Source organism: Citricoccus parietis (assembly GCF_042433045.1).
In the GTDB taxonomy this organism is placed as follows: Bacteria; Actinomycetota; Actinomycetes; order Actinomycetales; family Micrococcaceae; genus Citricoccus; species Citricoccus parietis.
Genome location: NZ_JBHLWH010000021.1, coordinates 1 through 12,430, shown reverse-complemented (window position 1 = coordinate 12,430; position 12,430 = coordinate 1). Strand labels below are relative to the sequence as shown.

The following is a 12,430-nucleotide window of genomic DNA, read 5'->3' as shown; positions in this document are numbered from 1 at the left end:
CGACCACCCGCATGCCTGCGGGTTTTGGCAGTCACAACCTCAGAGTGCTAAGTCCATATTTAGCACTCGCACCCTCCGAGTGCAAACAGCAGCCGGTCTGTGGGACGGCTTTTCAGCGTGTGGACGAATCAGCCGGCGTAGTCGGAGCTGAGCACCACGGCGACGCCGGGCACGCTGGCCGCGTAGATCAGCGGAAGTCCCAGCTCGGCAGCCACGGCCTGGGCGGTGGTCTCGTTCTGCGAGTAATACACGGCCGAGCCGGACACGGAGAAACCCTGCCAGTTCCCGGAGCCGGCCACGGTGAAGCCGCCGGAGGACAGGGTGCCGGAGACCCGGCCGGCCAGGCCACCGATCGAGGAGGCGTTGTAGACCTCGACGGGCGCGGAGGTGTCCCCGGTGTCCGCGGCCGTTTCAGACTCGGCAGGATCAGACTCGGCCGGATCAGACACGGCGGAGGACGCCTCCCCGGATGCCGTGGTCTCGGACGGTTCGGAGGGCTCAGAGGATTCGAGATCCTCCGGTGAGGACGTCATCTCGCCGGTGGGGCCGGCCTCGGGCCCGGTGGACTCCGCGGAGGCCTCCGCCGTGGCCGATGCGCTGGCGGAGGCACCCGCGTTGGCCGGGTCGGAGGGCAACAGGGAGGGCAGGACCAGGAAGGAGAAGGCTCCCACGGCCAGGGCCAGGGCGGCCGCGACGGAGATTCCCACCAGGCCCGACGAACCGGTCGTCAGGGAGGGGTCGGCCCGGTGGGTTCCCTTGCGGTCCTTGTAGGCGGGGACATCGTCGAATTGATCGTGCGGGTACTGCGTCATTGGCCACCATCACCAGATTCTCGGCTCCACGGCGTGGCTCCCGGGTCTGCGGGGGACGTCATGGAGATGGACACGGCCCGACCACCGGTGCGGTGCTCAGGCCTCCTGCCGCCGGGCACTGCGTGCACGGTGGCGCGTGGTCCGTAGTCTACGCAATCTCTTGACAAGCATGGGCTTGTGCGCCAGCGCCTCCTGACGGTCCAGCAGACCGTTGAGCACCTGGTAGTACGTGGTGGCCGAGAGGGAGAACCGGTCGCGAATGGCCTGGTCCTTCGCCCCGCCGTACTTCCACCACTGGTCCTCGAAGTCCAGGATGTCCCGGTCGCGCTCGGACAATGCGTCCACGGCGGGGTCCACGGCACTCTCAGACGGGGTCGGTGCACCGTCCGGCTCGGCGGCGTTCGCTGCAGTCATGAGGGGTCCTTCCAACGGGGTACTCCACAGTCTACCGGCCGAAACTACACCCGTGTCATTCGTCCCGACCGCTGAGGGGCAGCGCCTGGACGCAGGACGCCGGCCGGACCGGTAGTCTGCCGACGTGGAACTCATCGCCCCCTTGGATCCCGGCTGGGAACACGCCCTGGCCTCGCAGCGCGAGGCCCTGGCCGTCGTCGGGCAGAACATCCAGGCCCGACGCGCGGCCGGAGAGCAGATCCTGCCCGCGCCGGAGAACGTGCTGCGCGCCTTCCGGCAGCCCTTCGAGCAGGTGAAGGTGCTCATCCTGGGGCAGGACCCGTACCCGACGCCGGGACACCCGATCGGGATGAGCTTCGCGGTGGACCGGCACGTGTCCCCGCTGCCGCGCTCACTGGCGAACATCTACCGGGAGCTCTCCAGCGATGTGGGCGTGCCGCCCGCCGCCCACGGGGACCTGACCGCGTGGGCGGACCAGGGCGTCCTGCTGCTCAACCGCGTGCTGACGGTGGCCGCCGGGGAGCCGGCCAGCCACCGCAGGCTCGGCTGGGAGGGCATCACGCAGGCCGCCGTCCAGGCCCTGGCCTCCCGCGGCACACCGCTCGTGGCGATCCTCTGGGGCGCCGATGCGCGGAAGATGGCTCCCGTACTGCAGGAATGTGCGCCACAGGCCAGTCCGGTGGGGATCGTCGAGTCCGCGCACCCCTCGCCGCTGTCCGCCCGCCGCGGGTTCTTCGGTTCGAAGCCCTTCAGCCGGACGAACGAGTTGCTCCAGCAGGCTGGCGCCACCCCGATCGACTGGCGCATCGGCTGAGAGCCGCGGTCAGCGACGGCCGATGCGGCGCCGTTCGTTGGCCTGGAAGGCCGTGGTGAACGGACGGGCGATGGTGTCGCCGAGGACCACGCCCGCCGCGATGGCCATGATGACGACGGCGGCGTTGAAGAGCCCGATGACGCCCTCCATCATCTCCCCCGTGTCCATGGCGATCTTGTACATGGAACGGAAGATGGTCAGCCCCGGCAGCAGGAAGAGGATGCCGGGGACGGCGACCACGAGCTGAGGGGCACCCATGCGCAGGGCCACGTAGCGACCCAGGGCGCCGATCGCCACGGCGGCGATGGCGGGGGTCAACCGGGACCCGACGCCGATGAACTCGGCACCCACATACACGGCAAAGCCGGCCAGGGACACCACGGCGGTGGGCAGCAGCAGGCGCCATTCGGACTGCTCGAAGATGGAGTTCCAGATGGCGGCCGCGAACACCAGGATGCCCAGCAGCCACACGGGGTAGTCCGCGAAGGGCTCCTGGGCCAGGTCGAGCTCGCGGACCCCGAGCATGGAGGCGAACACGGTGGCGGCCACAATCCCGGCGATCAGCGCGGCGAAGACAAGGAAGGCCGAGACGAAACGGCCCGCCGCCGTGACCGGGAAGCCGTTGATGGCATCCTGCACGGCCGAGACGAAGCGCCCCGAGGGCAACAGCAGCATGATCCCGCCGGCCACCACGAGGGACGGCGCGAGGTCCACGTCCAACGTGTACAGCACCAGCGCGATCATCGTGGCGATGAACCCGCCGGCCATGATGGAGAAGAACTCCGGGATCCGGGCCCGGCCCAGCAGGTCCACCACGGTCATCATCAGCATCATGGACAGGAAGGCCACACCGGCGCCCACCACTCCGCCGCCGATGAACACCACGAAGGTGGCGGAGAACAGGCCCGCGGCCACGGTGGTCAGCCACCCCGGGAAGGGTTTGGGCTTGTGCCGGATGTCAGCCAGGGTCTGCTGAGCCTCGTCCCGGTCCATCTCCCCGGCGGCCACCGCGGCGACCAGACGGTGCAGCAGGGCCAGCCCGGCGTAATTCTGCGACCAGGACCGCACCACGCGGTGCAGGGAGTACGGGGTCTTCCCGCTGGGCGCGTAATTCAGGGCGATGGACTGGTTGGTGATGTCCACCTCGGTCTCGTGGACACCGAAGGCCTGGGTCACCACGATGATCGAGGTCTCCACCTCCAGGGCGCCGGCCCCGAAACGGAACATGGTCTCGCCGAGTTTCAGCGCAAAGTCCAGGGTGGTCCGGGCATCGGCGTCCGCGTTGCGGGTGGTGCGCAGGTACGGGTTGGCATAGGGGCTGGTGGCGATCCGGTCCACGATGGACAGCGTCTGGGTCGGCAGCGGCTCCGAGTACATCATCCGCTTGAAGGCGGAGCCGCCCGAGAACCGAAGGCGGCCCTTCGACGGCTTCTTCTCCCGCTCCGGGACGCCGACCGTGCCGGTGGTGCCGGTAGTGCCGATCGGCGCCGTCGCCGGGGTCTCCCCCGTGGTCGGCTCGGAGGGCGCCAGCACGGATTGCGGCACCGGATCAGAGGCCGGCGGTTCCGTCAGCGGGGTGTCGGTCAGGGTCGCATCGCCCGGCGGTCCGTCGGTCGGCCGTGCATCGGTCGGCCCGACGCCGGCGTCCCCGCCGGGCGTGATCGGCCCGCCCACCACGGTGGTGCCGGAATCCGTGCGCACCGGGTCGGCAGTCTCGACCGACTGGGTGGGGGTCGGCGCCATGGGGTGCCCACCGGTCGTGGGGAGCCCGGCGGCCTCGGCCGCCGGTCCGAGCGCGAAGTCGATGGCCGACGTCGGCGCAGGCGCGGTCTCCGGTTCGGCCTCGGGGCCCGTGCCGGCGGTGGCGTCGAGGTAGTCCTCCGGCGAGCGCCGGGAGGGCTTGATGATGGGGATCTGGGCGAGGTCGGCGGGCGGTTCCTGCGCGTGCCGATGACCAGACCGGGTTTCGGGGATCTTCTCCACCGCCGCTCCCTTCCCTGCCGAGCCGCCGCCACATCCTGATCCGGTGGGCGCCGGACAACACTGTACTGCCCTGTGAGATACCGCCCGGTTAACGACTGAAGGGCCCGCTCCGGGCCCTTCAGGATGTGGTGGATCTTACTGGACTCGAACCAGCGACCTCTCGCGTGTGAAGCGAACGCTCTAACCAACTGAGCTAAAGATCCATCATGCCGGGCCAGCACTCTGACGAGGGGCCAACAGCTATGAAAGCCTACCAGAACACGCGGTGAACCAGAAAACGGCGCCTCCGCCGTCCGGGACCGCCCCTAGGATGTCAGTCATGCGCACCAACCCGGCCGAGAGCACTGACACCACTTCGTCCTCCCCCACATCCTCCCCCCGGCCGGCACGGCTCGGTGTCACCCTCGCCCTGGCGGCGGCCACCGTGGTGGCTCTGACGGGTTGCGCCGATGCCATCCGCCATGCCGAGCACGGCGGCTCCTCCGATCCGGCCGCCTCCTCGTCCTCCGCACCGGAGCAGACGGCCGGGACCGAGGCTTCCGGGGTGCAGATCTTCGAGGACTTCGCCTGCCCGCATTGCGCGGCCTTCCATGAGCAGAACGGGGGCCTGATCCACGGCCTGGTGTCCGGTGGCGAGCTGGAGGCTGATTACCGCATCGTGGACTTCCTGGGCCAGGGCGATCCGGAGTCCTGGTCCACGCGGGCCGCCAACGCGTACTACTGCCTGGAGGGTTCGCTGGAAGCGGGCACCGGGAGTGAGGACGAGGCAGCCGGCAACAAGCTGCACGCCTTCCAGTCCTGGCTCTTCGAGCAGGCAACGGCCCAGCCGGACGATGCCACCCTGGTGACCCAGGCCGATGACATCGGCGGAGGCACCGCGTCGGTCGAGCAGTGCGTCACCGAGGACGGTGGAGCCCCACAGATCACCGCCGCCATGTCCGACTTCTCCGACTTCGGGCTCCGCGGCGTCCCCTCGGTCTACTCGACCGCCGACTCGATGCTGTACAACCCCGAGCAGCACGGCGACCTCAAGGCCTGGCTGACAGACCGCTCCGGGCGATGACCTCGGCGCCCTGCACTCCGCGCTGCACGGGGATGCTCCGGGCCACCGCGTAGCCGATCCACATCAGCGCCAACGTGGCCGCGCAGGCTGCCAGCCAGTAGAGCGGGTCGGGCAGGGTCTGCAGGAACGGCCGGAACTTCAGGTAGAAGTAGTTGCCGTCCGTGAGGGCGTTGACTCCCAGCACTACCCCGAAATATGCGAGGAACCAGGCGTAGGACCGCCACAGCCCGCGGACGGTGGGCCGCCATCCGTCGACGATCCCAGCGAGGACCGGCACCAGGATGGTCACGGCATGGCTGACCAGGAAGCTCCACCCCATGAGGTGGTCCATCGGCTGGATCCGCTGCGGGTAGATGAACGTCGCGTACGCGTAGAGACCGAAGTAGAAGCCCACCTCCAGCACCGTGCGCCGCCCTGTGATGAGGTACGCCATCAGGATCAGCGTGGTCACGCGGGAGATGTGCAGTGGCAGGGAGTCGCCCCAGTCCCAGCCGGCCACGAACGTCTGGTAGCTGTACAGGGCCACCTGTTGTACGAGGGCCAGGACCAGGAAGCCCCAGCGCAGCACCGGGGCAAAGTCCCGCACCTGGCGGCGGAACGCCAGCAGCAGGGCCAAGGCTGCCAGCACCATCCCCAGGGCCAGCAGGTGGTCCGCCCCGAACAACGGGATATACGGAGCCCGCGGGTCCAGGAACGAATTCATGTCCCTAGGCTATCCAGCGCGGAGGGCGCAGGACGGCGGTGGAGCCCCCTACCGGATTCGAACCGGTGACCCCCTGTTTACAAGGCCGATTAGCGGCATTGACGAGGGGTAACGCTTCTATACGCTTGGATCCGATTAGACCCGCGCTTTCGCAGAAGTGCACCCGTCCAAGCGGGCTAAAACGTACCCATCCGGATTGGGGCGTCCGGCCCAGTCGGGCGGGATTCCGACGGGTTTTCGGCGGGATCCCCGAACGGGTCGGTCGTCGTGTTGCCGAACCGAGCCGCAGCGGCTAACGTACTTCTCGTCCGATACGAGCGGACGATTATACGAACGAGTAGCACTGTCATTTGGGTTCAACTGATCTGACGCTTTGTCCGTCAGGCCGTAGAAGACACCAGAGACTACCTAGCCCGGTAGCACCAACGATCAACGTTGGAGCTGCTGGGCTTTTTGTCGTCCAGATGCAGCTCCATGAGTCCCCTGGAGTACCAATGGCAACCAACCTCAAGAACCCCCAAGCCCCGAATCTAGCGATCCCAGTGGCCGCGCCATCTCTCGGAATGACCGAGAGGCAATTGCAGGATGCCGTGGCCCGGCGCGAGATTACCTACGTCAAGGTGGGCAGGTTCGTGCGCTTTCGTCAGTCTGACCTGGACGACTACATCGCCCGGAACACCGTAGAGGCGCTCTAGCGGCGAAGGCCACTTGCCTGCTGGCGCAGCGGTTCCCCGGTGTACTCCGATGCCTCTTCCCTCTCCCTGGCCGTCCTCGGAGGGACCCATGGCTTTCGTTTCAGGTACCCGCCGGGAGCACCCTTCTTCATCAGGTCAGTTTCAGGGACGTTTCTGTCGTTAGTCATGACCTCAATTCTCGCGGTCTTCAGCCGCAATCACTACCCCGAACCTCAAGGAGACCAAGTGTCTGAGGAATTTCACCGAACCGGTACGCCCCTGGACGGGCGACAACATCAAGTCCATCTCAACGTCAATACAGCGACGTTCGACGCCCTTACCTATTTGTCGCAGATGACAGGCGAGTCCAAGCGTTCGATCATTCGCCGAGCCCTGGTCCAACACCTCAACGAAGTGGGCTTCCCAGCTCTCGTTACGCCAACCCCAACTCACACCACCCAAAAGAAGGAGACAACGAAATGACCACCATTGACATCGGAGGAACGAAGCTCGGCCCCACGGCCAGCAGCCGGGGCGCGGCAACGAAGCTGTCCCAGCTCGCGCCGTTGCGAGACGTGGAAAAGGCCTTGGACACCCTGAGCCGTGGGCAGGAGATAGCCGCGAAGAAGTCCATCGCCCAACAGGAAACCAAGCAGATCACAGACCAGCTACGGGTCGCGTCCCGCAAGCGCCGCCAGGCAGGAGCCGAACGATGAACAGCGCCGTGACCATCAACCAAGCCATCGACACCGTCCTTAACAATCAGGCCGTGGGTGTGTACGCGCAGACTCCGGATGGCAAGAAGGCAATGCAAGAGACCATCCGTGATCTGAATCGCGCGGTAACGGCCCATGCAGACCGCCAAGCGGCGGATGCCGTAGCTTTCCATGCCGATCTCAACGGGAAGCTCGGTGAGCTCCAGGCGAAGACGGCTCGGATCGCCGAACTCAATGCCGAGTTCGACGGCTCGGCAGTGATGGACGAGGCCAAACTCGACGAATTCTTCGGATTGGAGGCAAGCGTCGAGTACCTCGCCAAACAGGTCTTCCAGATGGAAGGTCGCATCGCCAATATTCTGACCGACCTGGAAGATCCCGTGGGATCGCTATCCCGCCTAGAGGGCAAGTACTCGAGGATCAAGCGTCAGTACCTGGTGCGCTTTCCAGTCCTCTAATCCATCCACCAAGACCAGTGGCCCCGTTCGAGCCTTCTAGCTCGCACGGGGCCACCTCGACCAATGAAAGGTTCCTGGAGACCATGGTCAAAACAAGCGTAGCCCCTGTTGCCACCTATCCGAAAGTTTCGGCTCGCTGGGTGCGCGACAGTTACAAGGACCACGACGGCAACGGCGATCCTCTGTCCAAGCGCTGGCCGGTGCGGTCCCTCACTGAAGTCGAGCGCGCTACGGTCAGGGTGCGCATCGACTGGTCAGTCACCCCGCCCGAGGAGACTCAGCTAGACGTGGCCGGAAACGCTGCTCTGCGACTCCGCGCCCACGAGGTGAGGGGAAGGTTGTTCGGACGGTCGGGGAGCGCTCTAGCGGCCGAACTGTGGGGTGTGTTCTACGGCAACGGCCCGACACCAAAGTATGCCTGGCGCGGTTACGAGATCCTGTGCCACATGGACGCCGACGCGGAGCGACACGGGGTGTCCGTCTGGATCGATGCTGAACCGCTGCCGTTCAACCCTGCCCGCCACAGGGTGATGCGCCTGTCTGAACGCGTGAAGGAGCTGGGCGCATGAGAGCGCTGCACGAAGACTGGCCTGAGACGCCGGACGCCGTGGCCCACGTCCTCGACCGGCTGCCGGACTATCGGCAGACCGGACCAACCCAGTGGACGGCTGTTTGTCCCGCACATAACGACAAGTCGCCGTCGCTGTCCGTGAGCGTCGGGGACAGTCAGCCGGTGGTTCTGTGGTGCCACGCGGGCTGTGAAACCGTCGAAGACATCTTGCCGGCGTTGGAAGCCCTCGGTGTGGATGCCGATGTCCTGCGGGGAAAGCGTGCGGTATTGAACCTGCGAAAGCGAGGTCGTCGTGCTACGTCGCCATTGCGTGCCGTGCCGGATGTGCCAGCCGAGCCGCCAGTCCTGAACGATGTCGGCGACACATGGTTGGACTGGCACGACCGGTTGAAGGATCGGGCCCAAAACCCGGACTCAGTGGAAGCGGACATGCTGGGGTTCCTCACCAGCCAACGAGGACTAACCGAGGAAACGTTGGCCCGGTACAAGATCGGCTTCGACGGCGAACGACTGACCATCCCGATCAAACTACGGGGCAAGCTTCGCAACGTCCGCCGCTACAAGCCCGGCTCCAGCAAGAGCAAGATGATCTCGTGGAAGGGCTACAGCTCGTCCATGCTGTATCCGGCGCAGGTCCTGCAGGAGGCCCCCGGGACAGTCCCGGTGCTGTTCTGTGAAGGCGAATGGGACGCCCTGCTGGCCAATCAGCAGAGCGAGGGTCAGTACGTCGCCGTTACGGGGACCGGCGGGGCGTCCGTGCCACCCAAGGATCTGTCTGCTCTGAACGGGCGGCGGGTGTTCATCGCCTACGACGCGGACGCTGCCGGAGCTAAAGGGGCGGCCAAGCTGGCGGACCGTCTGCGGTCCGCCGGGGCGACGCCGCATGTGCTCGACCTGACGGCGTTGGGGTTGGAATCTGGTTCGGGTGAAGACATCACGGACTACTTCACCCGGTACGGCGGCACTGCCGGACGCTTGACAGAGGAAACGGACCGGGTGGGGCAGGAGGCCCCGGCTGACGGTAGGGACGCGGTGCTGGAGGCTGTCGAGGCGCTGTTCCTTGCCGGTGACGACCAGCGTCTGGACTATGTCGAGGACGGTCTGTCAGACGGGCAGGTGCTCGCGCTGGACCCGCCCCAGTTTGTCATCGATGGCTGGGTGCCGCAGGGCTTCTATTCGGTGCTCTATGGCGAACCCGGGGCGAAGAAGACCTTCGCACTGTTGGACATGGCCAAGTCGATACGCCGGGGCACGAAGTGGCAGGGCCAGCCGGTCCAGCACGGGGCCGTCCTGTTCTTCCAGGGCGAGGGCCTGCAACAGCTCACACCCCGCATCCAGGCATGGGACAGATTCAACACCGACGGCTCCGACACCCCGGGGCTGTACTTCGGCCGCAACATTGACCTCACGCTTCCGCGCGGTGCAGCGGGCGTGGTGCGAACGGTTGAGCGCTTTCAGCGAGAGCAGCAGTGCAAAGTCGTGGCCGTCGTGATTGATCCGTTGGTGGAGTTCATGACCGGCGAGGAAAACGGCGAGGGCATGGAACTGGTCACCCGTGGCCTACGGGCCGTGGCCCAGTACCTGGACATAGCCGTCATCGTCGGCCACCACACCAACGCCGCAGGAGGTCGTGCCCGGGGTGGCGACTGGCTGCGGATGCGCGCCGGGGCACATATCCGAGCCGAACCCCTCAACGGCGGTCAGACAGGTTTGGTCCAGGAAAAGCAGAAGAACGCCGAGAAGCTGGCGTTGGTGCTGGACCCGGTGTTGGTGGGCGACTCGTTGGTGCTGCAGAAGTCCGCAGGCATGACGGCGGTGCAATACGCGGCACAGAAGGAGGCCACGGAAGGCACCGAGCGCGCGCACGCCAAGGCCAAGCTCTCGACCGTGCAGGGGTCGGTCAAGCGCCGAAGGGCCGAGGAACTGTTGGTCGCGTACGTGCGTGAGCACCCCGGGGCTACCCAGAACAAGATTCTGGGCGGTACCACCGGCAACAACATCGGTAAGCCGATTCTCGAATCTGTACTGGCCGATCTGTGCGGTAAGGATGGTCCGCTGAGGGTGGAGCGGCGCGGAGCGTCCCGGAACTCTCCACAGAATTTCTGGGTTCGGGAATGAGCACGGAAAGTAACCCCGGGTTACCCCCGGGTCACGGGTCAGTTGTCGAAAAGTGAGGTGACCCCCGACCCCTACGAAGTAGGTCGGGGCGGGGTCACTCACTCGACCCACCCCGGGTCACCTGAGGAGGAAGAGAAGTGCACATGACAAGAAGTGGAGAAGGACTGATGGAACTGAAGACCGAAGGAGCGTCCAGGTGTAAGGCGCGCAGGACGAATGGGGAACCGTGCAGGAACTATCCGATCAAGGGCGCCACTGTCTGTCGCAAGCACGGCGGTGGAGCTCCACAGGTGCGCAAGAAGGCGGCAGAGCGGATCGCAGAAGCGGCCGACAACGCCGCTGAGCTGCTGGTGCTGTTCATGCAGGACTCGAAGAACGACATCAAGGTCCGAGTGCAGATTGCGCAGGACTTGTTGAACCGGGCTGGCTACGCCGGGAAGAACGCGGTGGATCTGAAGGTGTCGGTCTTCGACCAAGCCGTTTCTTCAGGCGAATTCCTTGTGGACCTCGGTGAAACTGACGAACGGCCCGCCGTGGAAGAGGCACCACCCGCGCCCACGCCATCGCCGGTACGACTCCGCAAGCGTCGGAGATGATCGTGGACCACCGGGACCTGGCGGTGGCTGCGCTCGCCGAAGTACTGATCGCAGCCGACAGCGAAGCGATCTGGACGCGTGCAGTGTTCGCCGCATATCCAGACGCCAACGGCTCGCGGCTGGCGCACATGCTCAGGTGGGCACCGGTGTCGACCAAACGACACATCGGCGTGACCCTTGCGGACGATGTCCTGACGCGCTCGCCCGACGGGTTCTTGGCGTTGGCGGGTGAAGCGCTCGCAGTCGCGAGCCAATACACCCACCCTGTCTGGGCAGAACTGGCCGCTCCTGGGATAAACCAGTCCGAGCCGGGCAACGGGCCATCAGCCCCTTGACAGGCCATTAGAAGCCATGTAGTGATCTGCGTCACTTTAGAGTACGGTTCCTCGTCAGGCGGAAGGCGCAACCGGACGATTCCGCCTCTGACTAGGAGAAATGCCATGACCCAAGACAACTTTGTCGTCTACTGCACGCACCCTAATGACGGGCGCGGCGAGTACAGCGAGGAAATCGACGTGAAGGCCAGCACGGCCACGGAAGCCAAGAAGAAGGCGCAGGAGACCCTCGACGCGGATTACGAACCCGGCATGCGAGCAGTGCGCACCAAGCGCGTCCCGGCTGGCTTCTGGCACTGAGAGAGGAACCCACGATGCAGGAATCGACATTGCGGTCCATCACGGACACCGCGCCGATCCACTTTTGGCACGGCTACGGCGACCTCATCGCCATCGAGCTGGAAGACGGCAGCAAACAGATGTACCACCGCGAGGACATCCGCGCCGTCCTACAGGCAGTGCTGGCATGGTGAACGCACGCAAGCGCGCCCTGGGCTACGTACGCGTCAGCACCGAGGAGCAGGAGGAATCCGGGCTGGGCGTCGCCGCGCAAGTCCGCCAGCTCAGCGAGGAAGCCGCGCGGCGGGACTGGGACCTAGAAATCCTGATGGACCTAGGCCGATCGGGCAAGTACATCAACCCCGAGCTACGCCGAGCGCTGGACCTACTGCGCTCGGGCCGGGCAGACATTCTCACGGTCACCAAGATGGACCGCATGGCGCGCTCAATGAAGAACGCCGCCGACATCATGGAGACCGCACAGGCGCAGGGCTGGAACCTCGTGATGCTGGACGTGGCCATCGACCTCTCCACGCCAGCGGGCGAGGCCATGGCCAACATGCTCGCCACATTCGCCCAGTTCGAGCGGCGCATGATCTCCCAGCGCACCAAGGAAGCGCTCGCGGCTCGCAAGCGCGACGGTAAGCACAACGGGCGACGCACAGCGATACCGGCTGCACTGCTGAACCGCATCTGCGAGCGGCGCGACGCGGGAGAGTCCTTCAACCAGATTGCCCGAGACCTGACCGCCGACGGCTACCTGTCCCCCACAGGTCTGGCCACCTGGCAGGAGTCCACCGTGCGCCGCGCGTACACCTCTGCCCGGGCGGAATTTTTCAAGTCAAGCGGTACCACGGTGTGTTAGGCGGCCTTTAGGCTGCGGCTTTTTCGGTG

Annotated in this window: 17 protein-coding genes and 1 tRNA gene; 13 read left to right on the top strand and 5 right to left on the bottom strand. The window is 65.8% G+C overall.

The features are described 5' to 3' along the window. Nucleotides 1-128: 128 nt before the first annotated feature. Both ACFFIO_RS07180 and ACFFIO_RS07175 read right to left on the bottom strand, forming a co-directional pair. Entirely contained in the window at nt 129-812 is a 684-nt protein-coding gene (locus ACFFIO_RS07180) for a LytR C-terminal domain-containing protein (RefSeq protein WP_378040911.1), read from the bottom strand. 96 nt (nt 813-908) lie between these two features. Continuing rightward, nucleotides 909-1,226: a DUF3263 domain-containing protein gene (locus ACFFIO_RS07175; protein WP_378040910.1), complete on the bottom strand. Its 318-nt coding sequence runs from the start codon at nt 1,224-1,226 to the stop codon at nt 909-911. Nucleotides 1,227-1,350: 124 nt separating this feature from the next. Between ACFFIO_RS07175 and ACFFIO_RS07170 the strand changes: the two genes are divergently transcribed. Then, nucleotides 1,351-2,040, top strand: coding sequence for a uracil-DNA glycosylase (locus ACFFIO_RS07170; RefSeq protein WP_378040909.1), 690 nt, complete (start codon nt 1,351-1,353; stop codon nt 2,038-2,040). Between the two features lie 9 nt (nt 2,041-2,049). Here ACFFIO_RS07170 and ACFFIO_RS07165 read toward each other — a convergent pair whose 3' ends face one another. Then, nucleotides 2,050-4,023 carry a threonine/serine exporter family protein gene (locus ACFFIO_RS07165; RefSeq protein ID WP_378040908.1) on the bottom strand — a complete coding sequence of 658 codons (1,974 nt, stop codon included), beginning with the start codon at nt 4,021-4,023 and terminating at the stop codon, nt 2,050-2,052. Nucleotides 4,024-4,149: 126 nt separating this feature from the next. Continuing rightward, nucleotides 4,150-4,226: transfer RNA gene (locus ACFFIO_RS07160), tRNA-Val, on the bottom strand. A 116-nt stretch (nt 4,227-4,342) separates the two neighbouring features. Between ACFFIO_RS07160 and ACFFIO_RS07155 the strand changes: the two genes are divergently transcribed. Continuing rightward, on the top strand, nt 4,343-5,086 hold the full coding sequence (locus ACFFIO_RS07155; protein WP_378040907.1) for a DsbA family protein: 744 nt from the start codon (nt 4,343-4,345) through the stop codon (nt 5,084-5,086). On the opposite strand, the gene ACFFIO_RS07150 is transcribed toward ACFFIO_RS07155, so the two are convergent. Next, nucleotides 5,052-5,789, bottom strand: coding sequence for a TMEM164-related integral membrane acyltransferase (locus ACFFIO_RS07150; RefSeq protein ID WP_378040906.1), 738 nt, complete (start codon nt 5,787-5,789; stop codon nt 5,052-5,054). The genes ACFFIO_RS07155 and ACFFIO_RS07150 overlap by 35 nt on opposite strands. A 563-nt stretch (nt 5,790-6,352) precedes the next feature. Between ACFFIO_RS07150 and ACFFIO_RS07145 the strand changes: the two genes are divergently transcribed. The 11 genes from ACFFIO_RS07145 to ACFFIO_RS07095 all read left to right on the top strand — a co-directional run bounded on the left by ACFFIO_RS07145 (nt 6,353) and on the right by ACFFIO_RS07095 (nt 12,401). Beyond that, nucleotides 6,353-6,484, top strand: coding sequence for a helix-turn-helix domain-containing protein (locus ACFFIO_RS07145; protein ID WP_378040905.1), 132 nt, complete (start codon nt 6,353-6,355; stop codon nt 6,482-6,484). Between the two features lie 225 nt (nt 6,485-6,709). After that, complete coding sequence (locus tag ACFFIO_RS07140) at nt 6,710-6,946, top strand: hypothetical protein (RefSeq protein ID WP_378040904.1); 237 nt, start codon at nt 6,710-6,712, stop codon at nt 6,944-6,946. Beyond that, complete coding sequence (locus ACFFIO_RS07135) at nt 6,943-7,179, top strand: hypothetical protein (protein ID WP_378040903.1); 237 nt, start codon at nt 6,943-6,945, stop codon at nt 7,177-7,179. Before ACFFIO_RS07140 ends, ACFFIO_RS07135 begins: the two co-directional genes overlap by 4 nt. Then, entirely contained in the window at nt 7,176-7,637 is a 462-nt protein-coding gene (locus ACFFIO_RS07130) for a hypothetical protein (RefSeq protein ID WP_378040902.1), read from the top strand. Before ACFFIO_RS07135 ends, ACFFIO_RS07130 begins: the two co-directional genes overlap by 4 nt. A gap of 83 nt (nt 7,638-7,720) precedes the next feature. After that, complete coding sequence (locus ACFFIO_RS07125) at nt 7,721-8,206, top strand: hypothetical protein (RefSeq protein WP_378040901.1); 486 nt, start codon at nt 7,721-7,723, stop codon at nt 8,204-8,206. Then, a complete protein-coding gene (locus ACFFIO_RS07120) occupies nt 8,203-10,326 on the top strand; it encodes an AAA family ATPase (RefSeq protein ID WP_378040900.1) in 2,124 nt (707 codons plus the stop codon). The genes ACFFIO_RS07125 and ACFFIO_RS07120 overlap by 4 nt, the downstream gene beginning before the upstream one ends. Before the next feature lie 290 nt (nt 10,327-10,616). Continuing rightward, nucleotides 10,617-10,922, top strand: coding sequence for a hypothetical protein (locus tag ACFFIO_RS07115; protein ID WP_378040899.1), 306 nt, complete (start codon nt 10,617-10,619; stop codon nt 10,920-10,922). Further along, nucleotides 10,919-11,257, top strand: a complete 339-nt coding sequence (locus ACFFIO_RS07110) for a hypothetical protein (protein ID WP_378040898.1) — start codon at nt 10,919-10,921, stop codon at nt 11,255-11,257. The genes ACFFIO_RS07115 and ACFFIO_RS07110 overlap by 4 nt, the downstream gene beginning before the upstream one ends. A gap of 105 nt (nt 11,258-11,362) precedes the next feature. Then, the gene (locus tag ACFFIO_RS07105; RefSeq protein WP_378040897.1) at nt 11,363-11,557 is read left to right on the top strand and encodes a hypothetical protein; all 195 of its coding nucleotides are present in this window, start codon (nt 11,363-11,365) and stop codon (nt 11,555-11,557) included. A 14-nt stretch (nt 11,558-11,571) separates the two neighbouring features. Further along, nucleotides 11,572-11,730: a hypothetical protein gene (locus tag ACFFIO_RS07100; RefSeq protein WP_378040896.1), complete on the top strand. Its 159-nt coding sequence runs from the start codon at nt 11,572-11,574 to the stop codon at nt 11,728-11,730. Beyond that, complete coding sequence (locus tag ACFFIO_RS07095; RefSeq protein ID WP_378040895.1) at nt 11,724-12,401, top strand: recombinase family protein; 678 nt, start codon at nt 11,724-11,726, stop codon at nt 12,399-12,401. Before ACFFIO_RS07100 ends, ACFFIO_RS07095 begins: the two co-directional genes overlap by 7 nt. Nucleotides 12,402-12,430: the final 29 nt, after the last annotated feature.